Source organism: Rhodococcus sp. WS1, from assembly GCF_003797745.1.
GTDB lineage: Bacteria > Actinomycetota > Actinomycetes > Mycobacteriales > Mycobacteriaceae > Rhodococcus_F > Rhodococcus_F erythropolis.
The window spans coordinates 512,645-537,327 of sequence record NZ_RKLZ01000001.1; the positions used below are offsets into that span (position 1 = coordinate 512,645).

At 62.0% G+C, this 24,683-nt stretch carries 22 protein-coding genes; 14 read left to right on the top strand and 8 right to left on the bottom strand.

All coding sequences use genetic code 11. The annotated features are described in order from the left end of the window. Positions 1 to 133: 133 nt before the first annotated feature. On the bottom strand, positions 134 to 889 hold the full coding sequence (locus tag EEB12_RS02275) for a sensor domain-containing protein (protein WP_029255254.1): 756 nt from the start codon (positions 887 to 889) through the stop codon (positions 134 to 136). A gap of 361 nt (positions 890 to 1,250) precedes the next feature. On the opposite strand from EEB12_RS02275, the gene EEB12_RS02280 reads away from it, so the two are divergent. The 3 genes from EEB12_RS02280 (at position 1,251) to EEB12_RS02290 (ending at position 5,961) form a co-directional block, all read left to right on the top strand. Further along, positions 1,251 to 2,210 (top strand): proteasome assembly chaperone family protein, encoded by a 960-nt coding sequence (locus tag EEB12_RS02280; RefSeq protein ID WP_003942198.1) that lies wholly within the window; start codon positions 1,251 to 1,253, stop codon positions 2,208 to 2,210. 182 nt (positions 2,211 to 2,392) lie between these two features. Beyond that, positions 2,393 to 3,430, top strand: coding sequence for an alpha/beta fold hydrolase (locus EEB12_RS02285; protein ID WP_019748230.1), 1,038 nt, complete (start codon positions 2,393 to 2,395; stop codon positions 3,428 to 3,430). A 26-nt stretch (positions 3,431 to 3,456) separates the two neighbouring features. Then, positions 3,457 to 5,961, top strand: coding sequence for a DEAD/DEAH box helicase (locus EEB12_RS02290; RefSeq protein ID WP_020907550.1), 2,505 nt, complete (start codon positions 3,457 to 3,459; stop codon positions 5,959 to 5,961). 53 nt (positions 5,962 to 6,014) lie between these two features. Here the strand turns inward: EEB12_RS02290 and EEB12_RS02295 are convergent, their stop codons facing one another. Further along, positions 6,015 to 6,422, bottom strand: coding sequence for a DUF5997 family protein (locus EEB12_RS02295; RefSeq protein ID WP_019748228.1), 408 nt, complete (start codon positions 6,420 to 6,422; stop codon positions 6,015 to 6,017). A gap of 56 nt (positions 6,423 to 6,478) precedes the next feature. Between EEB12_RS02295 and EEB12_RS02300 the strand changes: the two genes are divergently transcribed. From EEB12_RS02300 to EEB12_RS02320, 5 genes are all read left to right on the top strand, one after another. Next, positions 6,479 to 7,327, top strand: coding sequence for a LysR substrate-binding domain-containing protein (locus EEB12_RS02300; RefSeq protein ID WP_141487345.1), 849 nt, complete (start codon positions 6,479 to 6,481; stop codon positions 7,325 to 7,327). 119 nt (positions 7,328 to 7,446) lie between these two features. Further along, a complete protein-coding gene (locus EEB12_RS02305) occupies positions 7,447 to 7,755 on the top strand; it encodes a type VII secretion target (RefSeq protein ID WP_021334291.1) in 309 nt (102 codons plus the stop codon). Beyond that, positions 7,752 to 10,103 (top strand): hypothetical protein, encoded by a 2,352-nt coding sequence (locus EEB12_RS02310; RefSeq protein WP_141487346.1) that lies wholly within the window; start codon positions 7,752 to 7,754, stop codon positions 10,101 to 10,103. Before EEB12_RS02305 ends, EEB12_RS02310 begins: the two co-directional genes overlap by 4 nt. A gap of 163 nt (positions 10,104 to 10,266) precedes the next feature. Next, positions 10,267 to 10,911, top strand: coding sequence for a hypothetical protein (locus EEB12_RS02315; protein ID WP_141487347.1), 645 nt, complete (start codon positions 10,267 to 10,269; stop codon positions 10,909 to 10,911). A 77-nt stretch (positions 10,912 to 10,988) separates the two neighbouring features. After that, positions 10,989 to 12,389 (top strand): FAD-binding oxidoreductase, encoded by a 1,401-nt coding sequence (locus EEB12_RS02320; RefSeq protein ID WP_141487348.1) that lies wholly within the window; start codon positions 10,989 to 10,991, stop codon positions 12,387 to 12,389. Between the two features lie 28 nt (positions 12,390 to 12,417). On the opposite strand, the gene EEB12_RS02325 is transcribed toward EEB12_RS02320, so the two are convergent. Further along, positions 12,418 to 13,338, bottom strand: coding sequence for a hydrogen peroxide-inducible genes activator (locus EEB12_RS02325; protein ID WP_020907545.1), 921 nt, complete (start codon positions 13,336 to 13,338; stop codon positions 12,418 to 12,420). 229 nt (positions 13,339 to 13,567) lie between these two features. Between EEB12_RS02325 and EEB12_RS02330 the strand changes: the two genes are divergently transcribed. The 3 genes from EEB12_RS02330 (at position 13,568) to EEB12_RS02340 (ending at position 15,458) form a co-directional block, all read left to right on the top strand. Next, positions 13,568 to 14,155, top strand: coding sequence for a peroxiredoxin (locus tag EEB12_RS02330; protein ID WP_003942119.1), 588 nt, complete (start codon positions 13,568 to 13,570; stop codon positions 14,153 to 14,155). Between the two features lie 2 nt (positions 14,156 to 14,157). Then, complete coding sequence (locus tag EEB12_RS02335; RefSeq protein WP_003942122.1) at positions 14,158 to 14,697, top strand: carboxymuconolactone decarboxylase family protein; 540 nt, start codon at positions 14,158 to 14,160, stop codon at positions 14,695 to 14,697. An 80-nt stretch (positions 14,698 to 14,777) separates the two neighbouring features. Beyond that, positions 14,778 to 15,458 (top strand): PhzF family phenazine biosynthesis protein, encoded by a 681-nt coding sequence (locus EEB12_RS02340; protein ID WP_003942237.1) that lies wholly within the window; start codon positions 14,778 to 14,780, stop codon positions 15,456 to 15,458. On the opposite strand, the gene EEB12_RS02345 is transcribed toward EEB12_RS02340, so the two are convergent. Next, positions 15,444 to 16,142, bottom strand: a complete 699-nt coding sequence (locus tag EEB12_RS02345) for a hypothetical protein (RefSeq protein ID WP_019748222.1) — start codon at positions 16,140 to 16,142, stop codon at positions 15,444 to 15,446. The genes EEB12_RS02340 and EEB12_RS02345 overlap by 15 nt on opposite strands. A 17-nt stretch (positions 16,143 to 16,159) precedes the next feature. Between EEB12_RS02345 and EEB12_RS02350 the strand changes: the two genes are divergently transcribed. Further along, entirely contained in the window at positions 16,160 to 16,426 is a 267-nt protein-coding gene (locus EEB12_RS02350; protein WP_007732799.1) for a hypothetical protein, read from the top strand. Positions 16,427 to 16,428: 2 nt separating this feature from the next. Here EEB12_RS02350 and EEB12_RS02355 read toward each other — a convergent pair whose 3' ends face one another. Further along, positions 16,429 to 17,652, bottom strand: coding sequence for an aspartate aminotransferase family protein (locus EEB12_RS02355; RefSeq protein WP_187326674.1), 1,224 nt, complete (start codon positions 17,650 to 17,652; stop codon positions 16,429 to 16,431). 132 nt (positions 17,653 to 17,784) lie between these two features. On the opposite strand from EEB12_RS02355, the gene EEB12_RS02360 reads away from it, so the two are divergent. Beyond that, the gene (locus tag EEB12_RS02360) at positions 17,785 to 18,102 is read left to right on the top strand and encodes a DUF2322 family protein (protein ID WP_020907542.1); all 318 of its coding nucleotides are present in this window, start codon (positions 17,785 to 17,787) and stop codon (positions 18,100 to 18,102) included. Here the strand turns inward: EEB12_RS02360 and EEB12_RS02365 are convergent. Continuing rightward, complete coding sequence (locus EEB12_RS02365) at positions 18,073 to 18,750, bottom strand: Pr6Pr family membrane protein (RefSeq protein ID WP_019748219.1); 678 nt, start codon at positions 18,748 to 18,750, stop codon at positions 18,073 to 18,075. The two genes, EEB12_RS02360 and EEB12_RS02365, sit on opposite strands and share 30 nt — an antisense overlap. Before the next feature lie 53 nt (positions 18,751 to 18,803). Here EEB12_RS02365 and hrpA point away from each other — a divergent pair, with 53 nt between their 5' ends. Next, positions 18,804 to 22,709, top strand: coding sequence for an ATP-dependent RNA helicase HrpA (gene hrpA, locus EEB12_RS02370; protein WP_019748218.1), 3,906 nt, complete (start codon positions 18,804 to 18,806; stop codon positions 22,707 to 22,709). Between the two features lie 286 nt (positions 22,710 to 22,995). Here hrpA and nrdR read toward each other — a convergent pair whose 3' ends face one another. Next, positions 22,996 to 23,493: a transcriptional regulator NrdR gene (gene nrdR / locus EEB12_RS02375; RefSeq protein WP_020907539.1), complete on the bottom strand. Its 498-nt coding sequence runs from the start codon at positions 23,491 to 23,493 to the stop codon at positions 22,996 to 22,998. 195 nt (positions 23,494 to 23,688) lie between these two features. Next, entirely contained in the window at positions 23,689 to 24,429 is a 741-nt protein-coding gene (locus tag EEB12_RS02380) for a LysM peptidoglycan-binding domain-containing protein (RefSeq protein ID WP_019748216.1), read from the bottom strand. Between the last annotated feature and the right edge of the window lie 254 nt (positions 24,430 to 24,683).

The window sequence follows — 24,683 nt, forward strand, 5'->3', positions numbered from 1 at the left end:
CCGATGCCGCCATCCGCTCGACCAGGGAAAACAGCGACGCCGAATTCGTCTGTGGATTATCGAGTCAGTTGGGGACGAATGATCGCGCCGCACCGAAAAGGTCCGCTCTGTGTCGGACCCGTGTGCTGCGAAATCACTTGCCTGCTTTGACCTTCTGTACGGCTGCGGTGAACGCTTGATCCAGAGGTGCCGTCGAGGGCGTCGCAGAACCGAACGTCATCAGTGTTGTTGCTACCCGTACGTCGCCGACCTGCGCGATCAATGTCAGCATCGTCTGATCGCCGGCTGCGGCTTTGGGGGACACGACGGTGCGGCGAAGTGACATCGTCTTGTCGGCATCGATCGGCGACGGCGGAAGAATTTCCGTCGTCACTGTAGTGGTGACGCCGTTCGCAGTGACCGTCATGGACGGGCACTGGCGCGTTTGCGCTTCCAACTCGTCCAGTGGTGCATCGACCTTCGTGAGTTCGACCGAAATCGTTGCCCTCGTCGCATTGTCGGTCCCGACCGCCATCACGGTCCCGTTCGGACCGTAATCCTGTTCCGGTGGCTCACATTCGGATGGATCGACGGTGGCACCGCGTGGGACGCCGACTAGATCCGGCGCTGCCATCGGAACGGCCTGCGGGGGCAGCACAACAGCGCCGAAGGGCTCGGGAAATTCCTCGGGAGTCAGCAGCAGTTCGGACAACGGTGCCGCCGTTTTCGGAGAGGTGGATTTCGGCGTCGAGGATTTGGGTGCAGTCGTCGTACTCGGCGCCGCCGAGCCGCTGTCGGTCGCACCGGCAGTCGCCGGCGCGGAGTCCGGAACGGGTGCACCTTGGACCGACCCGGAGCAGCCCGCGAGTAGTGCAACGGCGGCCACCGCAGCAAGGGAGCATGCGGCCACTCGCCTGGACGATCGTGGACACACCCGCATGTAAGCCTCCGCACTCGACCTCGACCGATCCCGACAATCGACCAATGCATTTCGGACAAATCGGCCGTGCCGACCTTGTCTTCCACTCTGCCATGTCCGAAGCCGCGCACCCGACATCTAGCGAACGCCCAGGCCAAGTGTCGAAAGATACCGCTCGGCTTCGCTCTCGGCGAACGTCCGTCTCGTCGGATCGGGAATGATCGGTCACCGACTCGGTGTTCTTACCGATGAACGTCTGATCCAGTGCTGTCGGGCACCTGACTCCGATGCTGTCGAGCGTGCGCCGATAGTGGACACTTGAGATCAAGACCGAAGAGCGAAGGGGACTGCGATGGACGAACAGTCGAGGATGTACGAGCTGGAATTTCCGGCGCCCCAGTTGGCGGCTGCCGACGGCCAGGGACCGATCCTGATTCACGGACTCGAGGGTTACTCCGACGCCGGTCACGCCGTGAAGTTGGCGACGACGCATCTGCGCGAAAGCCTGGAAACCGAGCTTGTCGCGTCGTTTGCTGTCGACGAGCTGATCGACTACCGCTCACGTCGACCAACGATGACGTTCAAGGCCGATCATTTCTCCGATTACGACGCTCCGGCGCTCAATCTGTACGCACTGCGCGATACGGCCGGCACGCCGTTCCTGCTGCTCGCAGGGATGGAACCGGACCTCAAGTGGGAGCGGTTCACCACGGCCGTTCGTCTGTTGTCCGAACAGCTGGGAGTTCGTCGAACCATCGGGCTCAACGCGATTCCGATGGCAATTCCGCACACCCGACCGCTGGGTGTGACAGCACATTCGACCAACAAGGACCTGATCCAGGACCATCAGCGTTGGTCAGGTGAACTGCAGGTTCCCGGCAGCGCATCGTCACTCCTCGAGCTTCGTATGTCTCAGCACGGGCACGAGGCGATGGGCTTTTCGGTGCATGTCCCCCACTACCTCGCGCAAACGGACTACCCGGGCGCCGCAGAAACTTTGCTCGAAAACGTTTCCGAGGTTTCGGATCTGGAATTGCCCTTGGTTGCACTGGGTGAGGCCGCGGCGCGCGTTCGGGAACAGGTTAACGAGCACATAGCCGGGAACGAAGAAGTTCAGACTGTAGTCCACGCTTTGGAGCGTCAATACGACACTTTTGTCGCCGCGCAGGAACAACAGTCGTCCCTTCTGGCCGGCGAGGCCGACCTTCCCAGCGGTGACGAGATCGGCGCAGAGTTCGAAAAGTTCCTGGCCGAACAGGCAGGAAATGACGACTTCGGCTCAGCTGGAGACCTCGATCGAGGCGACAACTGACGAAAATGTGACGGGCGGGGGCGCATAATTCGACATTGTGCGCATTCCGCAACCCCTCCGTTACCTGGGCTGTTGTTCAGGACACATCCGTCGGATAGCCTCAAACTCTGTGTGATTTTCGTTGACGGCTCAACAACTGGAGCAGACAGTCAACGTGGTCACACGCCGAGCCAGGAGGCGACATGAGCAGACCACGGAACCGTCAGCTCCGACCGGTCCCCGACGAGGAACCGCGGATGATGTTCCGGACGATTCACGGCTACCGACGCGCATTTCGGATAGCCGGCGAGGGTCCGGCAGTACTGCTCCTGCACGGAATCGGCGACAACTCGTCGACGTGGACCGAGATCATTCCCCACCTCGCCAAGAAGTACACCGTCATCGCACCTGACCTGTTGGGTCACGGCCGCTCCGACAAGCCGCGCGCCGATTATTCGGTAGCCGCGTATGCCAACGGCATGCGTGATCTTCTGTCGACGCTCGGCATCGAGCACGTCACCGTCATCGGGCATTCGCTCGGCGGCGGCGTCGCGATGCAGTTCTCCTACCAATTCCCACACATGGTGGATCGCCTCGTGCTGGTCTCGGCCGGTGGCGTCACCAAGGACGTCCACCCACTGCTGCGCCTCATGTCCGTTCCGGTGGTCAACGAGGTCGTCAAACTGCTCCGGATACCTGGCGCGATGCCGCTCGTCCGGATGGCCGGAAACCTTGCCGGTGTCGTCCACGGTTCGAATCTGCGCCCCGGCACCATGTTGCACGACACGCCGGACCTGATTCGAGTGCTCGCTGATCTCCCCGACCCCACTGCCTACGAGGCTTACCTTCGTACGCTGCGGGCAGTCGTGGACTGGCGCGGGCAGGTCGTCACGATGCTCGACCGCTGTTATCTGACCGAGAATCTGCCGGTTCAACTGATCTGGGGCGACGACGACTCCGTCATTCCCGTCTCCCACGCTCACCTCGCGCACGCAGCGATGCCGAACTCACGTCTCGAAATCTTCCGCGGCTCGGGCCACTTCCCGTTCCGCGACGATCCGATGCGTTTCCTGCAGATCGTCGAAGATTTTCTTTCCAGCACCGCACCACTCGTCTTCGACGAGGCCCGCTGGCGTCACATGCTGATCTCCGGCGTCGGCGAGAACACCATCACCGGAACGTCGTCCACCCGCATGGCAGTGCTCGACGCCATGGGCTCGGACGAGCGAAGCGCAACCTGATCCGCGGTTGCGGCTAGCCTGTACGAGTGCTGCTGACGGAACTTCTCCCCGACAACGCGGATCCTGATTCCGTTTTCGACGCCTTCTCTTCGTGGACCCTCGAACGAGGTTTGACGCTCTATCCTGCCCAGGAAGAGGCCGTCATGGAGTTGGTCTCGGGTGCAAACGTGATCCTTGCGACGCCGACCGGGTCCGGCAAATCGATGGTAGCGATCGGCGCGCATTTCTATGCGATGTCGCTCGGCAAGCGCACCTATTACACAGCGCCGATCAAGGCCTTGGTGAGCGAGAAGTTCTTTGCGCTGTGTGAAGTCTTCGGAGCCGAGAACGTCGGCATGATGACCGGCGACGCCGCCGTGAACTCGTCGGCGCCGATCATTTGTGCGACGGCAGAGATCGTCGCGAATCTCGCACTGCGAGAGGGCCCGAACTCCGATATCGGCCAAGTCGTGATGGACGAGTTCCATTTCTACTCCGAACCCGATCGAGGTTGGGCGTGGCAGGTTCCGCTCATCGAGTTGCCGCACGCGCAGTTCCTCTTGATGTCGGCAACTCTCGGTGAGGTCGACTTCTTCTCCGAGGATCTGACGCGTCGCACCGGGAAGCCGACCACCGTCGTCTCCGGCACGGAACGCCCTGTGCCTTTGATGTTCTCGTACGCGACCACGCCGGTCGGCGAAACCATCGAAGATCTGGTGACCACCAACCAGTCCCCTGTCTACATCGTGCATTTCACGCAGGCGGCCGCGCTCGAGCGCGCCCAGGCACTGACGAGCGTCAACTTCTGTTCCAAGGCCGAGAAGGAAGCGATCGCCGAAGCGCTGGGCGGTTTCCGCTTCACCACGGGGTTCGGAAAGACACTCTCGCGCCTGGTCCGGCACGGCATTGGCGTTCACCATGCTGGCATGTTGCCCAAGTACCGACGGCTCATCGAAGTTCTCGCGCAGGACGGGCTTCTCAAGGTGATCTGCGGTACCGACACTCTGGGCGTCGGAATCAACGTCCCGATCCGCACAGTGCTGCTGACCGGTCTCGCCAAGTACGACGGCGTCCGCACACGGCATCTGAAGGCCCGCGAGTTCCATCAGATCGCCGGCCGCGCGGGTCGTGCAGGCTACGACACGATGGGCACCGTTGTCGTCCAGGCACCGGAACACGAAGTGGAGAATCTGCGGGCTGTCGCCAAGGCCGGCGACGATCCGAAGAAGATCAAGAAGATTCAACGCAAGAAGGCTCCCGAGGGGTTTGTGTCCTGGAGCGAAGCGACGTTCGACCGCTTGGTCGCGGCATCGCCCGAACCGTTGGTGTCGCGATTCTCGGTCAGCAACTCGATGCTGCTCAATGTCATTGCCCGCCCGGGCAACTGCTTCGACGCAATGCGGCATCTCTTGGAGGACAACCACGAATCGCGTCCGGCGCAACGCAAGCACATCCTCAAAGCGATCTCGCTGTATCGCGGATTGCTCAGCGCCGGCATCGTGGAACGCCTCGACGAACCCGACGAGTACGGCCGCATGGCTCGGTTGACGATGGACCTGCAACGCGACTTCGCCTTGAACCAGCCACTGTCACCGTTCGCCTTGGCGGCATTCGAACTTCTCGACGTCGAATCCGACAGTTACGCACTCGATGTCGTCTCGATCATCGAGTCGACGCTCGACGATCCGCGTCAGGTTCTGATGGCGCAGCAGCACTTCGCGCGCGGCGAAGCGGTGGCGCAGATGAAGGCGGACGGCATCGAGTACGAGGAGCGCATGGAGCTTCTCGAAGAGGTCACCTGGCCGAAACCATTGTCGGACTTGCTGTTCCCGGCTTTCGAAATGTACCGGGGTGGCCACCCGTGGATCACCGAGTTCGCCCTCTCCCCCAAGTCCGTGGTGCGCGACATGATCGAACGCGCCATGACGTTTGCCGAATTGATCAGCCATTACGGACTCACCCGGTCCGAGGGCCTCGTCCTGCGCTACCTCGCCGACGCCTACCGCGCGCTGAGGCAAACCGTCCCGACCGAAGCGCGCACCGAGGAACTCGAAGACATCATCGAGTGGTTGGGCGAGCTGATCCGTCAGGTCGACTCGAGCCTGCTCGACGAGTGGGAGTCACTCACCGACCCCGGAGCCGAGGCAGACACGGAAGAGGTTGCGTTCGGCGCCGACATTCCCCGTCCCATCTCGGCGAACCCGCGCGCATTCCGCGTCATGGTGCGCAATGCGATGTTCCGACGCATCGATCTCGCGTCGCGTCGACAGTGGAACGAGCTGGAAAACCTCGAGGACGGTATCGAGGCCGCCGAGTGGGAAGAGCAACTACTGCCGTACTTCGAGGAGTACGCAACCATCGGAACCGGGCCGTCGGCGCGCGGTCCGGCGCTCTTCCAGGTCACTGAGGACGGAGAGTTCTGGCGGGTGCGGCAGGTGCTCGAGGATCCGGAGGGCGATCACGGATGGGCGCTGCTTGCCGTCGTCGACATCCCGGAATCGGATGCCGCGGGTGAAATCGTGTTCGACGAACTGAGCGTCGTAGAAGGCTAGCGCCTGTGCGCCTTTCCGGTAGTCATCGCTACCGGAAAGGCGCACAGGGGGCGTCAGCCCCTTCGAGCCTTCCGCGGCTGGTTACGACGCGCAGCGCGCTTTTCCTTGATGCGAACGTTTTCGGCCCGCACGTCGGCCTGAACAGCGCGTTCCTTTTCGAGCCAATCAGGCTTCTCTTCGAGGAGTGCGGCGATCTGATCCGTGGTGAGTGCTTCTTCGACGCCGCCGCGGGCCAGGCCGGCGATCGATACGCCCAGCTTGGCGGCGATGACCGGGCGAGGGTGCGGTCCGGTGCGTCGCAGCTCCAGCAGCCACTCCGGCGGATCGGTCTGCAGAGCGGTCAGCTCGTCACGAGTCACGTCGCCTTCCTGGAACTGCGCAGGTGTTGCTTCCAGGTACACACCCAGCTTCTTGGCAGCCGTCGTCGGCTTCATCGTCTGGGGAGTTTTGTTCGACGTCATGCAACAAGAGTAACCAGCCGATACGGGTGCTTTTACCAAGGCGGTAGCCTTGCCTGGTGACAGACGCGGATAGTCAGGCAATTTTTCGACTCGCGTACGCCCCGGGGGTGACGCCCACCAAGTGGGTCCGGGTGTGGCACGAGCGGCTCGCCGAGGTGCGTCTGGAACTTGTTCAGTTCCCGGTTCTCGAACTCGAAGCTGCACTTCGCGCAGGTGAAGCAGATGCAGGGTTGGTTCGCCTGCCGATCGACCGGACCGGCATCAGCGCCATCTCGCTGTATGCGGAAACCCCGGTGGTGGTGGTACCGAAAGATCACGTGTTCACTACTGTCGATCAGATTTCCGTCGACGATCTGGCCGACGAGATAGTGCTCGATCCTCTCGACGACAGACTCGACTGGCCGACCCGTCCCGGAAAGACCGCCGCCGAGCGACCCGCGACCATCGCCGACGCCATCGAGTTGGTGGCCGCCGGCGTCGGAGTTGTCGTGGTTCCCCATTCGCTGGCGCGGTTCCACCATCGCAAGGACCTGACCTTCCGTCCGGTGGACGGTGCGCCCGAGGCTCCTGTGGCTTTGGCATGGATGGAGTCCAAGACCACAGATCTGGTCGAGGAACTTATCGGCATCGTGCGGGGCCGAACGGCGCAGAGTTCCCGCGGCCGAAACGGTGAGCCGGCGGAGAAGATCAAGGGCTCCGTCAAGGCCAAGATCGCGGCCCGCGAGCGTCGCGCAGAAGCTGCCAAGAACGGGCAGAAAGCTAAGGGCGCCGGCACCGCAAAGAACATATCCGGACGCAACGCCGGTTCCGGTAAGGCCAAGGCCGGCGGCAAATCGGGCAGCGGCAAGTCCGGTGGGACCAAGAGTTCGGGTGGCCGGTTCTCCGGAAAGCAGAAGGGCCGCTAGGGCTTTCACACAACCCCCTCGACCGCGAGGACGATGACGCAGCCCTCGAGGTCGGGTCATCTGGCATGCTCTATCCTCGATTCACTGTGATCTCGCAGATGAATTCGGGGGATTCGTTCATGGGTGTGGATACTTTTTCAGCTGATCCAGCCGAATTGGCAAGTGCTGCGGAGGGGCTGACGGCATCTGCCGAGGAACTCGGTGGATTCTCGGCTTCGGAGGCCGCTACCGCCGCATCGGCCGGAGCCGCCGGGTCGGCGTTCGCTGCAGCCATAGCCGACAACGTCGTCACCGTCGACGAACTCGGCCGCGCGATCGGTGCGGGGATCACTGCTACCCGCACGAAACTGGAAAACTCCGCACGAGTGTTCGCCCGGGTCGACATCGCCAACGGCGCACGGATCGAGGATTCGGGAGACGTGCGATGACACTGTCGATCTCGCAGATCCGATCCTGGAATCTGGACGCCCTCGACAACTATGCCGGCTCCCTGGGCCGCGGACATGACGTATTCGACAGCAACGTCGACATCGCGCACCGCATCATGGACACCGCAACCAGCGATTGGAGCGGCAGCGCGGCGACCGCAGCATGGGATTCGGCAACCCAGCAGCATGCCTTCGGGCGAGACGCCGTCGCGATAGTCGGAGACGCCGGGCGCTGTGTCGCAGCGCAATCGGCAAACCTCCGGTACACCCGCGAAACACTGGTCAGCCGCGTCGACGACGCGAGCGCCGACGGTTTCACCGTCTCTGACGACGGTTCCGTCACCGCGACGCCCGCAACTCTGGCGAGCACAGATCCGCGCGGGGTAGAAGCCCGCCTCGAATATCACTCGTGGCGCATCGGCACGGCACTCACGGACGTCGACGAGACTGACGCGAGCGCCGCCAGAATCTTCACGGAGATCACCGCCGCAGGCACCTCGCTCATCGACCGCAAGGCCGATTTCGGGATCCCCGATGCAGCGTCGACCACCCCTTCACATCACGTTCGGTTCGATGGTCAGGGAGCCCACGACTCCGACATTCTCGCGCAGTCCCCGGGCGCAACACCCGAGAGCGAGGCGGCCAAGCAACGGTTGATCGCCGCGACGACTTTCACTCCGGAACAACAAGCGCAACTTGCTGCCGGCGGGCCCGTGGTCGTCGACCCGGAACAACTCGCCTACCTACGTGAGTTCTACGCCGATACCAACCTCGACGAGCTGAAGAATATCGGTGCAGGAGCCGAAGGATTCCGCACGGTCAACTTCCCCGATGCGAATGTCCCCGCCGACGCGCGAATCCCCAGCGCCCTCGCCTCGGGCATGTTCACCGTCTCCAATCCCAACGTCACCGACGGCAACGGCAACGCGGGCAGCCTCGACAACCTTCCGCCAGACGTCCGCAGAATCTTCAGCGACCCCGCGTACAGCTCGCAACTCCAACCCGGTGGGTACTCCACCACCGTGAACGTCAACCATTTCGACGATTCGAATGCACTCACGGACATACTTCGAAATGCAGACCCCGCGACACAATCCGGCAGCGCTTTGAGTTCTGCACTGCTCGATCGCAGCGCAGATCTCGCCCCTCTCCAATCGCAAACTTCATCGAGCGCCCCGATGCGATTGGTCTTCGACGACGACGGCCAGCCCGTCAGCAACGATGAGCTCGACTCCAGCCTCACCAAAGCCCTCGACGTTGCCACTCGGGACATACCTTCGAACGCCGACTTCCCCACCACCCCTGCTCATCAGGACGACGTGGTGAATCTGTTCACCCGCGAATGGAACGATGACGGACGAACCGTCAGCGGCCTCACCGATTGGATCGGACCCGACGCCACCAACTCCAACCCAGCTGTTGCCGAACGGGCCGGCGCCTCTGCCCTTGCACTCGCCCACAATCTCGCCGACAACAAAGGTGCCTACCTCGACATCGCCGGCCTGGACAACAGATCCATCGGAGAAGTGAATCCCGCGTTGACGCAATCCATTGGTTCCGCGGTGACCCCGTACATCGGGAATCTCGCCGGATTGGAACCCGATCAAACCGGTACCCTCGGTTTCGAAAATCTCGATGCCTACGACGACAGATTCGCCAATGCAAAATCGGTGATCGCGATCATCGACAGCGACCCCCACGCAGCCGCAAGTTTCAATGCGAACATGCTCGGAGCCGCGGGCCAACTCCAAGGGATCTTCGTCGAAACCAGCATGAGCGGAGACATCGCCGCGGGTTCTTCGCAATATGCAATATATGCGGGACGCGTCCAGGCACTGATGGACGGCGCTCTGGAGGAAGAAGCCTTCAACCGAACCGGTGACGCTGCGGCGGCGCAACAGGACATCATCAGCAGACGTGGGAAAACATACGACGAACTCGGTTGGCTGATTTCCGGCGGTGCCGCCATGATCCCAGGCTTCGGACCACCGACCAGCGTTGCAGTCAGCATGCTGGGAGTCGAACTCAAAGATCACGTCCTGGGCTCCCCGGTCGAAGTTCCTCCGGCACAACTCAACTTCACGGACCAGAGTTCGGCTTCGACGACCCTTCTCGATTACCGATTGGTTCAGGCACTCGACAACGCCTACGGAAGAAAAGACTTCGAGCAACTGAACGGTTTTCGAGTCAATGGCGATCCGAGCGAATCCCTCAGACCAGTCGATCTGGAGACCCTGGGTCTAAACGGCAAATTCGACAGCACGCTGCAGGACTATTTGACGTTTCGGGGATTCAATCGCGATACGTTCATGACCAACATGAGAGACGGACTCGACGATGTCGGATAGATTTCCTGCGTTTACAAGGCGAAACCACCGCGCCGCAACCGCTCTTGCACTGGCATTCAGCATGGGATCATGTATCGCGGGTTGCGCGGCACCCAACTCAACCGAAAACGTCAGCGCCACAACCACGCCCGCCGCGTCAAACGTCTATGTACTACCGAGCTACATGACCGACTATCACAACCAATGGCTCGCAGACCCCGGCATCGACCTCTTCAGCGAAGAGGCCACCATAATCCGAGCATTCATAGAATCCGACTACATCGTTGACAGTGGTGGCGATCGCAGCGACGCCTACCACGGGTTCTCGAGAATCACTGCGAACACTCGTGGAACGGTCTCGCGCGATCGCCGCTACGGAGAACCCGCAGACACACCACCACGCGTCTACCGAGGTACCAGCATCAACCGGATCTTGAGTATTCAAACAATTCCCGCCGGATACCCTGGCGATTCGACCGTCGTCGCTTACGCCTGCTCCGACGCCTACGATACCGATTACGACGGCCGCAAACCGGATTCGTCGCGACTCCCGAGCAGTAGTTACGAGATCTGGATGCACAACACCGCTTCTACAGCTACCCCCTACCCTCGATTCGAAGGGCCCCGCAATGCACCGGAAGGGGACGTCTTCGGCGGCTGGATCGTCGACAAATTCACCAGCTCCACCAGCGACCGTGTGCAACAGGAGACTTGCTCTGACTGGTTCAAATCGCGTCACGACGGGAATCGACTCCGGATGAGCACCGACTTCGCCCCACCCCTCGTCCTCCCCAACTACCCCGGCTGGCCAGAAGATGCGGCCCGGTAGGGGCCAGGGCAACGGTGCCGCGCCCAAATCTGACCAAGTCAGGACCTCAGCGGCGCTGCCGGACGCATGATGGAGTGATGACGGTCGAAAATTCGTACGCCTTGGACGAACTTGTAGCGGCACTCCCCGAGGGAGCCGTCCTGCTGGATCCGGATGTGACCGCGGGCTACCGCCAGGACTGGGCCGCCGACCCGACCGCCGGCCATCCCGCTGCCGTGGTTCGCGCAACGTGCACCGAAGACATCCAAACAGTGATGCGCTGGGCAACCGCCAACCGCGTACCGGTGGTTCCCAGAGGTGCCGGCTCGGGCCTTTCCGGTGGATCCAGCGCCGTCGACGGTTGCATAGTGGTCAGCACCGAGCGAATGCGACAGATCACGATCGACCCGGTCGCCCGTGTGGCGGTTACTCAGCCCGGCTTGATGAATGCGGAGGTCAAGAACGCCGCCGCAGAGCACGGACTCTGGTACCCACCTGACCCGTCGTCCTTCGAGATCTGTTCCATCGGCGGCAATGCAGCAACCAACGCCGGCGGACTCTGCTGCGTCAAGTACGGAGTTACCACCGACTACGTTCTCGGACTCCGGGTCGTGCTGGCAGACGGGACAGCGGTCAGCCTCGGAGGTCCCCTTCTCAAGGACGTCGCCGGACTCTCCCTCACCAAACTGTTCGTGGGCAGTGAGGGAACTCTCGGCATCATCACGGAAATCACGTTGCGTTTGATTCCCGCGCAGCCGCCCGCATCAACCGTCGTCGCGTCGTTCGACTCGGTACAAGAAGCTGCGGACGCGGTCTTGGCGATCACCAGCAACATGCGTCCGGCGATGCTCGAGTTCATGGATCATGCCAGCATCAATGCCGTCGAGGATTCGGTACGCATGGGTCTGAACCGCAAGGCTCACGCCCTGCTGCTCGCGCAGTCCGACGCACCCGGCGCGGCCGGCGTGCTGGAAATCGAGACGATTGTTCAGGCGTGCGAAAACAACGGAGCCACCGAAGTATTCGCCACCGATGACCAGGCCGAAGGTGACGCTTTTGCGGCGGCACGGCGGGCAGTGTTCCCGGCAGTGCTCGCGATGGGAAGTCTGCTTCTCGAAGACGTGGGCGTTCCCATGCGCGCACTCCCGCAGCTGGTAACCGGGGTCGAAGCCATCGCCGACGACCTCGACGTCCTGATCTGCACGGTGGCGCACGCCGGAGACGGAAACACACACCCGCTCATCGTCTTCGACCCCGCAGACCCGGACATGTCCGAACGCGCACAGATCGCATTCGGACGGGTGATGGATCTCGCCATCGCGCTCGGCGGCACGATCACCGGCGAACACGGGGTCGGTCGACTCAAGCGCGACTGGCTGCCGTCACAGTTGGGTGAAGACGTCATGGCCCTCAATCGCAAGGTCAAGGATGCGCTCGACCCGCTGGGAATTCTCAATCCCGGAGCCGTCATTGCCGTGAAAGAAGGCTCTCTCGACTAGCTTTCACGTCGACGTCGAACGAGTTACGTCATCGAGGAACCGTCGGGCTGACCGAACGGACCAGCTCGGCCAGCTGACGGAATCCTTCTGCTCGGCCACTCGACGAGCGGAACACGACGCCGATCGTGCGACCTGGAGCCGGCGAGGCGAAATGCGCCGTCGACAAGTCCCCGCGTCGAACCTCCACGGCAACAGCCGATTCCGGGACCAAAGTCACCCCGAGTCCCCCGGCCACACATTGCACGACTGTCGCGAGAGAGGTAGCCCGCGTGTCGCCGGCAAGCGGATGGGCGTCTACCGAACGGCACAGATCCAACGTCTGGTCACGCAGGCAGTGGCCGTCGTCGAGCAAGAGCAACGGCAGCGCGTCGAGCACGTCCGCCGTGAGATCGACACGTCCGGCCAAGGAATGATCGTTCGGCACGACCATCACGAAATCCTCTTCGTACACAGGAACTTCCACCAGGCCAGGTGTTCCGGCAGGAAGCGCCAACACCGCGACGTCGAGCGCTCCCGATCGCAGGGCATCAAGCAAGCGCGCCGTTTGATCCTCGACTATTTGCGGCGCCAACGACGGTAGCTTCTCGCGCAGCTCCGGCAACAACCCCGGAAGAATGTACGGCGCAACGGTCGGGATCAACCCGATGCGTAGCGGTCCGGTCAGAGAGTCGCCGGAGCCGGCCGCGCTCGCGACGAAACCGTCGGCAGCCTCGAGGATTTGCTTCGCCTGACCGAGCAAGCGCTGTCCGTCCGCGGTCACGAGCACGCGCCGCGTACTACGTTCGATCAGTTTGACCCCTAGTCCCGCCTCGAGAGCCGCCAGCGCCTGCGACAGTGTGGGTTGGCTCACACCGGAACGTGCTGCGGCAGTACCGAAGTGCCGGTACTCGGCCACCGACACAAAGGCACGCAGCTGTGACAAGGAAGGTTGATAAGTCTGATCAGACATGCCTATCAGTGTAGTGCCACCCATCACCTTTACCTTTTGAACGGTTTGATGCAGAATGGACTCATACCAAAAAGCGCCGGTCACAACCTCGACACTCCAGTCGAAACCGTCCGACCCGCTGACGGTGACAAACCCTCTCGATCCAGCACGTTCGGCCGTCACAGTCCGAACAGCCGGATCGTGTGCGCAAGAAATTCCTGTTCACGAGACACGTAGGAGAATGAGACACATGGCTCTGCTCACAATCGGCGACCAGTTCCCCGCTTACAACCTCACGGCTGTCATCGGCGGCGACCTGTCCAAGGTCGATGCCCAGCAGCCCGATGACTACTTCACCACCGTCACCAGTGACGACTACGCAGGCAAGTGGCGCATCGTCTTCTTCTGGCCCAAGGACTTCACCTTCGTGTGCCCCACCGAGATTGCTGCATTCGGCAAGCTCAACGAAGAGTTCGCAGACCGTGACGCTCAGGTTCTCGGCGCTTCCGTCGACAACGAGTTCGTGCACTTCCAGTGGCGTGCACAGCACGAAGAGCTCAAGACCCTCCCCTTCCCGATGCTCTCGGACCTCAAGCGCGAGCTTGCCGAGGCCACCGGCGTCCTCAACGCCGACGGCGTTGCAGACCGCGCGACGTTCATCGTCGACCCCAACAACGAGATCCAGTTCGTCTCCGTCACAGCTGGTTCCGTCGGCCGTAACGTCGACGAGGTTCTCCGCGTCCTCGACGCTCTCCAGAGCGACGAGCTGTGCGCATGCAACTGGAAGAAGGGCGACCCGACCATCAACGCCGGCGAGCTCCTGACTGCGAGCGTCTGAGTATGAGCGTCGAGAACCTCAAGAACTCGCTTCCCGAGTACGCGAAGGACCTCAAGCTCAACCTGAGTTCCATTGCGCGCACGACGGTCCTGAACGAGCAGCAGTTGTGGGGAACGCTCCTCGCAACGGCCGCAGCCACCAAGTCTGCGTCCACGCTCAAGGAGATTGCTTCCGAGGCTGCCGACAACCTGTCGGCAGAGGCGTACAACGCCGCTCTCGGCGCAGCGTCGATCATGGGCATGAACAACGTCTTCTACCGCACCAAGGGCTACCTCGACGGTAAGTACGACGACCTTCGTGCCGGCCTGCGGATGAACATCATCGGCAACCCGGGCGTCGACAAGGCCGACTTCGAATTGTGGTCGCTTGCAGTGTCCGCGATCAACGGCTGCAACCACTGCCTCGAAGCTCACGAGAACACCCTCCGCCAGGAAGGTGTCGACCGCGAGGTCATCTTCGAAGCGATCCGCGCCGGTTCCATCGTCGCGGGCGTCGCACAGGCTGTCGAAGCCAACGAGATCCTCTCTGCCGCACAGGTCTGATCACTCGGACCTGAGTGCAGTTCGACGAGCCCTCCCCACCGTGAAGGTGGGGAGGGCTTTTCGCGCGCTAGGGTGGACCGATGGGTATCGAGGTGAGTGTGGTCCGGGTCTTCACGGACGAGAACGGCAAGCACGGGAATCCGTTGGGAATCGTCGACGCGTCCACGGTTGCAGAATCGGATCGACAAGCCGTCGCGAAGGAACTCGACTACAGCGAGACCATCTTCATCGACGTTCCGGATGACGGCGCCTCGCGTGCGCGGGTCCAGATCTTCACTCCGGCAGCAGAACTCCCCTTCGCCGGACACCCGACCGTCGGTGCCACGTGGTGGCTGGGCGAACAGGGCCGTCGCGTGAGCGCCCTCGACGTTCCTGCCGGCAGTGTCGACGTCCGCCAATCCGGCGCTTTGACGTGGGTACGCGCGCGTGCCGAATGGGCACCGGAATTCGCGATCTATCCGATGGACACGGTCGACGACGTCATCGACGCAGATCCGTCCGACTACGAGGCGGATCATTCGTATCTGTGGGCATGGCAGGACAAGCTCGAAGCTGCCATCCGCGCACGCATGTTCGCACCGGTGATGGGAATCGCCGAGGACGAGGCGACCGGATCTGCAGCGCTGCGCATCACGGACCGATTGAGGAAATCACTGCTCATCACCCAGGGACGCGGATCGGTGCTTCACACCACCTTCTCTCCGGAAGGGTGGCTCGAAGTCGGCGGCCGCGTCGTCGCCGAGCCGTCACGAACCTTGTGAGTACCCGGCGGGATTGCGTCCGGCCTCGAGGTCACGTGCGCTGAGTGACACCGAGATCTCGTCACCGAGCGCAACTCCCGGCGCGAGGGGCAACTGATCTCCACTCCAGAACTTGCCCGGATCGAACCAGTTGATACGACGGTTACCGACAAGCAGACCCATCGCCTCATAGGTCTTGGCAACCACTTCGGCGCAGTAGGCGCTCTCGACGGCCACTGCGGACACGTCGGACTTCTTGCGCAGCTTCGGGATTCGGCCTCCGAACCAGCGTGAGGCAAGCTTGGCCGTCGACGGGAACGGCGTACCGTCCAGCCGTGCGATCGTCTTGAGCAGAGCGTCTTCCTGCTCCCGGGTGACTTCGTGGTCGAGCTGGCGCAACCATCCACGCTGCCCGTACTTGGCGCCCCAGACCTGAACCGCCGATCGCAGATCGTGCAGTTGGACACCACGCTGGAAGCGTCCGGTCCACATGTCCTGCAGCGAGTGACCGAGTTCCGCATGCCACATCAGCGGCGGAAGGTCGTCGATCACGACCGACATTCCGACGTGGTTGACCGGGCTGTTGGTCAGCGTCTGGATGGCCCGGTCCGCCGTCGACTCTCCGCGGAAGATCCAGATGTCGCCCGTGCGGGTCGCCGCGGCGGCCTCCTCGAGACTCACCTGCGAAAGCAATCGTCGGTCCATGCCTCTAGCGTAGAGGGATGAAACTCCCTACTCCTCTGCGCGCCTCGCACGTTTGGAAACTGGTCGGCCTCGCCGGTGCAATGGGCGTTGCCGCCACCGGGGTTCTCGTTGCGCGCGGCGAACGCCAGCGTCGGGCCTACTCTCCGGACGAAATTCGCTCGGTACTGCACGAGCGGTACACCCAGGCCTACGCCAAGCAGTCGGAACAAGAGGTTCTGGAACTCGAACCTGCACCCAACGCTGTGCGGCGCCGAATCGAGAAACTCTTCCGGCGCCGCAACTGAACTCATCCGAGAGCTGCGAGGATCCCTGCTGCCATCTCCGCGACCTGATCGTCGGTCATGACGAACGTCGGCGAAATCTGCATCGCACCCTGACCCGCCGCACGACCCGAAATACCGTGCTCACGCAACGTCTTCACGAAAGGCAACGCCTCCGCCGGATCAGCCAACTGCACCGCAGCGACCGCACCCAGTCCACTACGAACCTCCGCCACCCGCGGATGCTCCGCCAACGGCTGCAGATGCGTATGCAACGACGCCTCCAGACGCTTCGACTCCCCAAGCAAATTCTCACGCTCGAGAATGTCGAGGTTCGCCATCGCCGCCGCAGCAGCACCGGCATGCCCGCCATACGTGTAACCATGACGCCACCACGAACCCGCATAGAACGGCTCCGCCACCCGCGGCGCGATGAACACCGCACCCATCGGAACGTAACCGGACGTCAAACCCTTTGCCGTGGTCATCATGTCGGGCTGCAAATCGAAACGAGTAGACGCGAACCACTCGCCGCCGATACGACCGAAACCGGTCACGACCTCGTCGACGACAAACAGAATGTCGTGCTCGCGGCAGATGTCGCGCACCTCGGCCAGGTACCCCTCCGGCGGAAGATACACCCCACCGGCACCGATGATCGGCTCCGCGAAGAACGCGGCGATCTTGTTCGCACCGATCCTCTCGATCAACTCGAGCAGACTCTTCGCATCATCCCAGCCGACCGTGGCCGCATCCGCCATCAACTCGCCGTAACCCTCACGGTTCACCGGAATACCCGCCAGAGCCGTTCCCGCAACATGCATTCCGTGGTACGCCTTCTGACGACCGACGATGATCACCTTCTCCGGCTGCCCCACCTCGTGCCAGTACCGGCGAGCGAGCTTCGCCGCAGTGTCCACCGAATCCGAACCACCCGAAGTGAAAAAGATCTTGCTCCCGGCAACCGGCGCGATCGTCGCCAACCGCTCCGCCAACACCTGCGTGGTCTCGGGAACAAAATCACCGAAATTCGAGAAATGAGCGATCTTCGACAACTGAGCCGCCACCGCATCCGCGATCTCCGTGCGCCCGTGCCCGACATTGGTGAACCACAGGCCCGCCGTCGCATCCAGATACCGAGTGCCCTCGCGGTCCCAGATGTACGCGCCCTCACCGCGAGAGACGACAAACGCGCCGTTCTTCTCCACAGCGCCCATGTCCGCGAACCCGTGCCACAATGCCGAAGCCATCATTGTCCCCTTCGAATACAAACGATGCTGGTGTGCAAACGATGTGCTGCGACTATATCGACACCGGGAATCGGCGGACGACGGCGCTCGCCGGGCACCGGCATTTCCGGGTACACACGTAATCTGTCGACCATGACTTTTGCCGACAATCTCGCCGCACTGCCCACCATCGATCATCTGGCCGCCATCGAGGTACTCGACGCCGACGGAACCGTCATCGACACCGTCGAGAACAAGCCCGGAAAGTCCGGCTCGGTCAAGGTGTACAACCATCTCGCTCAGGTCTACGGCGCGCTCACACCCGAAGCCGCCTCGGCAGGACTGACGATCTTTGCCGAACACACCGAGGACGCGCGGGCGAACCCCGGTAAGCACCCGAACGTGGACCGCCTCGAGCAGGTGCTCGCCTCCGGCAATCCACTAGGACTTCGCAGCGTTCCGTCCGCGTAGCCCGGCTCCCAGCCGTCCGACGGCATTGACCGCCAACGCCATCAGGGCCATCGCGATGCCCAGTACGACAAATCCGATGAACAGGGCCACATAGCCCTGGTGGCGAGGATCCATGAACGGATACGGATACCAGTCGACGATCGGCCCTCGAATCAACGTGTACACCGCGTAGATCACCGGAAACAGCAGCCACTGCAGCGAGCGGATTTCGGAGATCCTGTGCCTCGAAGCGAAGAACACCCAGTCGAGGAGCATCACCAGCGGAAGAATGCGGTGGAGCGCCGAGTTGATCCACGCGTCGTTCAAATTGACGTCGATATTGGCCAGTAGAACGGCGTAGATGATTCCGGTGATCACCATGTAGAGCGTCACCGCACCGCGAACCGACTGCCATGTCCGAGACTGCGGATCCCGAAGGGCGCCGACCAGCAATACGATCACCGCAAGGATGTTGCTCTCGATGGTGAAGTAGCTCAGATAGTTCGACAACGAGAATCCGTCGGCGTTTCGAATCGGAATCCACAGCAGCGCCGTGAGTCCGTAGATCGCGAACAACAAGCGAAGTACTCGCACGGCAACAGGCGTCGACGCGACCGGTGTAACTGCCTCATTTGCGGTATTTGTCGTCACTGGTCGATATTTGCACATCAAAACGATCTGCGAGCGGTAGTTGTGAACGCGTTCGATAGGCTGTCATCAGCATGTCTACAACACCACCGGCCCCACTCTCCCCCAAGCGGAGTGACCTGAAGAGCGCGCTGGCGCAGGTCTCACTCCGCGACGAGAGTCGACTCCGTCGCAAACTCGACCGTGCCCGCACACCAGACGCTTTGGTGGCGCTGGCCGAGGAAATTGAAACGGCGCGCGCACGGTTGGCGGCACGCTCCGCCAATGTTCCCGCAGTCTCGTATCCGGAAGCTCTGCCCGTCAGTCAGCGCAAGGACGACATCGCGACCGCGATCTCGGAGAATCAGGTTGTCATCGTCGCCGGCGAGACCGGCTCGGGTAAGACAACTCAGATCCCGAAGATCTGTCTCGAACTCGGACGTGGCGTCCGCGGCCTGATCGGACATACACAGCCTCGCCGACTGGCAGCACGCACCGTTGCCGAACGTATCGCCGAAGAACTCGACACCGAACTCGGCGACGCCGTCGGATACACCGTGCGGTTCACCGACCAGGTCTCGGACCGCACCTACGTCAAGCTCATGACCGACGGCATTCTCCTCGCCGAAATTCAGCGCGACCGTATGCTCCGACGCTACGACACGCTGATCATCGACGAAGCGCACGAACGCAGCCTCAACATCGACTTCATCCTCGGTTACCTGGCTCAGCTGCTCCCCCGCCGACCCGATCTCAAGGTCATCATCACGTCGGCGACCATCGATCCCGAACGCTTCGCCAAGCACTTCGCTGTCGACGGTAAGCCCGCGCCGATAGTCGAGGTATCCGGTCGAACATTCCCCGTCGAAATGCGTTACCGGCCACTGACCGTCGAGTCCGGCGACATCACCTTCGACCGTGATCCCGTCGACGCGGTCTGCGAGGCGGTCGACGAGCTGAGCGCGGAGGGCGAAGGCGACATCTTGGTCTTCCTCTCCGGCGAACGCGAAATTCGCGACACCGCAGACGCTTTACGCGATCGGCGTCTTCGCAACACCGAAATCGTCCCGCTGTACGCGCGACTGTCTGCTGCCGAGCAACACAAAGTGTTCTCGCCGCACACCGGCCGACGCGTCGTCCTTGCCACCAACGTGGCCGAGACCTCGTTGACCGTTCCCGGCATTCGGTACGTCGTCGATCCGGGAACCGCGCGCATTTCGCGATATTCGGTGCGCACCAAGGTTCAACGATTGCCGATCGAGCCCATTTCGCAGGCGTCAGCTCGTCAACGTTCCGGGCGTTGCGGCCGCGTCGCCGAAGGAATCTGCATCCGCCTGTATTCCGAGGAGGACTTCGAGTCACGGCCGGCGTTCACCGAGCCGGAAATCCTGCGGACCAATCTCGCATCCGTCATCTTGCAGATGACGGCCCTCGGTCTGGGCGACATCGCTGCCTTCCCCTTCGTCGAACCGCCGGACCAGCGCGCCGTCAAGGACGGAATCGGACTGCTCGAAGAACTCGGCGCCATCGCGCGAGGTTCCGAGGCAAGCCACCCCGAACTGACGCCGGTCGGCCGCGAGCTGGCCCAGATTCCGGTGGATCCGCGGATGGCACGAATGCTGGTGGAAGCCAAGAACAACGGTTGCCTTCACGAAACCCTTGTCATCGTCGCGGCGTTGTCCATCCAGGACGTTCGCGAGCGGCCCGCCGAGTTCCAGCAGGCCGCCGACGAAAAGCACGCCAGGTTCAACGTCGAGAACTCCGACTTCCTGGCATACCTGAAACTGTGGGACTACTTACGCGAACAACGTAACGATCTGTCCTCCAACCAGTTTCGCAAGATGTGCCGGAACGAGTTCCTGCACTGGCTCCGCATCCGCGAATGGCAGGATTTGCACGGGCAACTCCGGCAGATCACCCGCGGCCTCGGCTGGACGGTGGGTGAGACACCCGCAAGCGAGAACGCGATCCATCAGTCACTCCTCGCCGGTTTGCTCTCGCACATCGGGCTACGCGAGGGCGAGAAGCGGGACTACCTGGGCGCCAGGGGCAGCCACTTCGCGATCTTCCCCGGATCAGGACTGTTCAAGAAGCCACCACGCTGGGTCATGGCCGCCGAACTCGTGGAAACGTCGAGACTGTGGGCTCGCATGTCCGCGCGCATCGAACCCGAGTGGGCTGAAAAGCTCGCCCCGCACCTGGTGAAACGGACCTATTCCGAACCTCACTGGTCCTCCAAGCGCGGCTCGGCGATGGCATACGAGCGGGTCACTCTCTACGGAGTTCCTCTGGTGACGGGCCGCGCAGTGACGTACTCACGAATCGATCCCGAGGCCTCTCGCGATCTCTTCATCCGCCATGCGCTCGTGCAGGGCGAATGGCAGACGAACCACAAGTTCTTCCACGAGAACCGTGCACTGCTCGACAACGTCGAGGAACTCGAGAACCGCGCGCGCCGCCGCGACATCCTCGTCGACGACGAAACTCTCTACGAGTTCTACGACGAACGTATCGGCCAGGAAGCCGTATCCGCCAAGCATTTCGACCAGTGGTGGAAGACCGAGCGGCGCAAGAATCCGAGTCTGCTGACTTTCACGCCGGAAACGGTGGTCAACTCCGACGCGGCTGCAGTACTGGGCGGCGAGTACCCGGACGCCTGGCGCCAGGGCGACATGCAGTTTCCGCTCACTTACCAATTCGAGCCCGGAAAGGACGACGACGGCGTCAGCGCGCACATCCCGGTCGGCCTGCTCGCGCAACTTCAGCCGGTCGGCTTCGACTGGTTGGTCCCCGGTATGCGCGTCGATCTGGTTACTGCTCTGATCAAGACGTTGCCCAAGAACATCCGACGCGCTGTCGTGCCCGCACCCGACTACGCCGCCGCAGCATTGGCAGCAGTCAAACCTCGATCCGAGCCGTTGATGACCGCAATGGCCCGCGAACTCTCGCACTTGGGCGGGATCCAGATCGACGCCAAGGACTTCGATCCCGCCGCGCTGCCCGACCATCTTCGGATGACATTTGTCGTCGAGGACGAATCGGGCACGGTTCTCGCGAAGGGTAAGGATCTGGCGCAGCTACGACGCACGCTCGCCCCGCGCGTACAGAAGGAAGTGGCCAAGGCGGCAACCGGTACCGAACGGGCAGCGGCAACCGTCTGGACATCCGAAACGCTCGGCGCACTGGAACCGACCATCACTCGCTCCATCGGCGGACAGCAGGTAACCGGCTACCCAGCACTGGTGCCGGAAAACGGCGGAGTTGCCGTTCGTGTCCTGAGTACGCCGGCTGCGCAGGCGCAGGCGATGCGGGAAGGCACTCGGGCGCTTCTTCTCGCGGCCGTTCCCACCCAACTCAAGGCCGTGACCGCCGGCTTGTCGAACACTCAGCGTCTGGCTCTCGGCCAGAATCCGGACGGCGGCTTGGAGGCCCTCGTCGAAGATTGCCGGGTGGCAGCTGCCAACGAAGTGATAGCTGCCCACGGCGGACCGGTACGCACGCCTGAGGCGTTCGACGCCCTGGTGAAGATCGCACGCTCCGAACTGGCCGGACGCGTCTCCGCGATCCTGCGCATGATTGTTCCGATCCTCGAACAAGCACACCAACTGAGCGTCGTTCTGGACCGCTCCCGCGGCGAAGCAGCAGACGACGTCCGAGAACAGTTGACCTCACTGCTGTTTCCGGGATTTGTCGCCGAATTGGGCTCGGCCCGCCTACGCGATTTGCCGCGGTATCTTGCCGCAGCAAAATTCCGTCTCGAAGCTCTACCCGCAAGTGCACAACGAGATCAGCAGGCGATGGACGTCCTCGACCGGGTGTACGCAGCGTACGACCGGTTGTTGAGTTCACTTCCCGAAGAGCGTCGCACTGCTCGAGATGTCGACTCGATCAGCTGGATGATCGAAGAACTGCGCGTGAGCCTGTTTGCGCAGTCCCTCGGTACACCCACACCGATTTCCGAAAAGCGAGTCCTGAAAGCTATCGAAGCGATCAAGCGTTGACGTTCGGCGAGAATTGCGCGATCAGTAGATTGTCTGAATGTTGACGTTGGTGAGGAAACCACCAAAGGTGGCAACAGTGTTGGCGAACCCGAGGGTTACCAGGCTGTTCACGACTCCGAGAACTGCAACTAAGTTCATAACGCCTCCGTGAAGATCCGAGATGCGGACGAACGTACTTGGTCGACACTAAGCGAATAACTTGCCCGATTTGTTCGATTGTTCGCTTTGTGTTCTCAGCGTTACCTACGGCCGCTTTGTGCTCTCAGCGTTATCTAAGGCAAAGGCCTCAGTCGACGGAAACGGTCTCGGCGCCGGAAGCCTTGTCGGCAGCACGGGTCTCGGCATGTTCGCGCATGTCGGTGATCTCACGTTCGAAATCCGCGGCAGAACTGAAGGACTTGTACACCGATGCGAATCGCAGGTATGCAACCTCGTCGAGATTTCGAAGCGGATCGAGAATCGCGAGCCCTACCTCGTTGCTGGGAATTTCGGCAGAACCCGAAGCACGTACGGCATCTTCGACCTGTTGGGCCAGCAAATTCAGCGAATCGTTGTCCACTTGGCGGCCCTGGCATGCGCGACGCACTCCTTTGACCACCTTTTCTCGGCTGAACGGCTCCGTCACGCCGCTGCGCTTCACAACCGAGAGAACTGCCGTCTCAACCGTGGTGAATCGGCGGCCACACTCGGGGCACGAACGGCGCCGCCTGATCGCCTGGCCCTCGTCGGCCTCGCGCGAATCGACCACTCGGGAATCAGGGTGCCGGCAGAACGGGCAATGCATCGGGGTTCCTTCGTTGTCGCCGAAATGGCCGCAACTCAGATTCGCTACCGACTGCAAATCCTCCGACGATTTACAGAGCAGATCCACGTACTCAACGCGACCACCCGAGGTGGTGGGACTGTCAAGTGGACAGCTTACTCGCTGTGAACCGACTGCTCTCACGCTCGGTACGCCCCCGCCTGGCACGGGGTACGGTCAGCGGCCCGAGGCCGGCACGATCAGCGTTTGCCCAACGGACAGTCCGGAACTCGACATCGCATTGAGATCCATGATCTGCTCGATCACCGAGCCGACAGCCTGGCCAGGCGCAACCTTGGCAGCAATATCACTGAGGGATTCACCCGCAGCAACACGAACCACTTCGGTCGCACCGTTTGTCGCAGCGCCATCACCACTCGACAAAGCGCCGATCCCCACCAACGCCAACACTGCCAGTGCAGTGATTACGGCGCCAAGGAACACTGTCTTCCAACTGACGTCCTCGGCAGCCACTTCATGTTCGACCCGTGAGACACCGACTCTGTTTCGGTGCGCGAAACTTCCTCCGTACGGGCGTGACGAATCGTGCTCGCCGTCCCACCGGCGAGGAGATTCACGCAATGAACGCGAACCTGAAACCGCGCCCACCGCCGGAACACGACGAACGACGGCCGCCTGCGGGTCGTTGTCGACATACCTGGCCACGCCCCGCATTTCGGCCGTGCCGCGCCGTTCGAACGACACACCGTCAGCGTCGGATCCACCATCGGGCCCATAGAACGAGGGGTGGTACTTCAACGCCGACGTGCCGTCGAAACCAATCGCGTCATCACCAATCGCGTCGTCACCAATCGCGTCGTCGAAAACCCTGTTGCTTCTCAGTGCTGCGTTACCCATCGTGACCTCCGCTGGTCGACACCGATCGATGTGTTCGATCATGCGTTCGATGGAACGCATGTTCGAATTTCTACCACGCCTGGCCGACAATGTCTCTACTTCAAGCGACACGAATCGAACAGATGTTTGAAACCGCGAGCAAATCCGGCTAGATTCGTGTCAGACCACACAGCGGGAATTGCGAAAGCCTCCGTGTTTGTCGACAGCTCGAATGTTGGCAGGAGGCACCGACAGGTTTCTGCGCGATTTGCACCAGGCACTTTTTCAGACACAGCCTTTACAGACACGACTTCTTCAGACACGGAGGCAACAGG

What these genes read in the sequence shown, in the direction of transcription:
- EEB12_RS02355 (WP_187326674.1), bottom strand. Translation starts at nt 17,652, where the DNA reads ATGGCTTCGGCATTGTGGCACGGGTTCGCGGACATGGGCGCTGTGGAG.
- EEB12_RS02320 (WP_141487348.1), top strand. Translation starts at nt 10,989, where the DNA reads ATGACGGTCGAAAATTCGTACGCCTTGGACGAACTTGTAGCGGCACTC.
- EEB12_RS02315 (WP_141487347.1), top strand. Translation starts at nt 10,267, where the DNA reads ATGACCGACTATCACAACCAATGGCTCGCAGACCCCGGCATCGACCTC.
- EEB12_RS02305 (WP_021334291.1), top strand. Translation starts at nt 7,447, where the DNA reads ATGGGTGTGGATACTTTTTCAGCTGATCCAGCCGAATTGGCAAGTGCT.
- EEB12_RS02360 (WP_020907542.1), top strand. Translation starts at nt 17,785, where the DNA reads ATGACTTTTGCCGACAATCTCGCCGCACTGCCCACCATCGATCATCTG.
- EEB12_RS02350 (WP_007732799.1), top strand. Translation starts at nt 16,160, where the DNA reads ATGAAACTCCCTACTCCTCTGCGCGCCTCGCACGTTTGGAAACTGGTC.
- EEB12_RS02330 (WP_003942119.1), top strand. Translation starts at nt 13,568, where the DNA reads ATGGCTCTGCTCACAATCGGCGACCAGTTCCCCGCTTACAACCTCACG.
- EEB12_RS02280 (WP_003942198.1), top strand. Translation starts at nt 1,251, where the DNA reads ATGGACGAACAGTCGAGGATGTACGAGCTGGAATTTCCGGCGCCCCAG.
- EEB12_RS02295 (WP_019748228.1), bottom strand. Translation starts at nt 6,422, where the DNA reads ATGACGTCGAACAAAACTCCCCAGACGATGAAGCCGACGACGGCTGCC.
- nrdR (WP_020907539.1), bottom strand. Translation starts at nt 23,493, where the DNA reads ATGCATTGCCCGTTCTGCCGGCACCCTGATTCCCGAGTGGTCGATTCG.
- EEB12_RS02335 (WP_003942122.1), top strand. Translation starts at nt 14,158, where the DNA reads ATGAGCGTCGAGAACCTCAAGAACTCGCTTCCCGAGTACGCGAAGGAC.
- EEB12_RS02380 (WP_019748216.1), bottom strand. Translation starts at nt 24,429, where the DNA reads ATGCGTTCCATCGAACGCATGATCGAACACATCGATCGGTGTCGACCA.
- EEB12_RS02285 (WP_019748230.1), top strand. Translation starts at nt 2,393, where the DNA reads ATGAGCAGACCACGGAACCGTCAGCTCCGACCGGTCCCCGACGAGGAA.
- EEB12_RS02340 (WP_003942237.1), top strand. Translation starts at nt 14,778, where the DNA reads ATGGGTATCGAGGTGAGTGTGGTCCGGGTCTTCACGGACGAGAACGGC.
- EEB12_RS02365 (WP_019748219.1), bottom strand. Translation starts at nt 18,750, where the DNA reads ATGTGCAAATATCGACCAGTGACGACAAATACCGCAAATGAGGCAGTT.
- EEB12_RS02310 (WP_141487346.1), top strand. Translation starts at nt 7,752, where the DNA reads ATGACACTGTCGATCTCGCAGATCCGATCCTGGAATCTGGACGCCCTC.
- hrpA (WP_019748218.1), top strand. Translation starts at nt 18,804, where the DNA reads ATGTCTACAACACCACCGGCCCCACTCTCCCCCAAGCGGAGTGACCTG.
- EEB12_RS02345 (WP_019748222.1), bottom strand. Translation starts at nt 16,142, where the DNA reads ATGGACCGACGATTGCTTTCGCAGGTGAGTCTCGAGGAGGCCGCCGCG.
- EEB12_RS02325 (WP_020907545.1), bottom strand. Translation starts at nt 13,338, where the DNA reads ATGTCTGATCAGACTTATCAACCTTCCTTGTCACAGCTGCGTGCCTTT.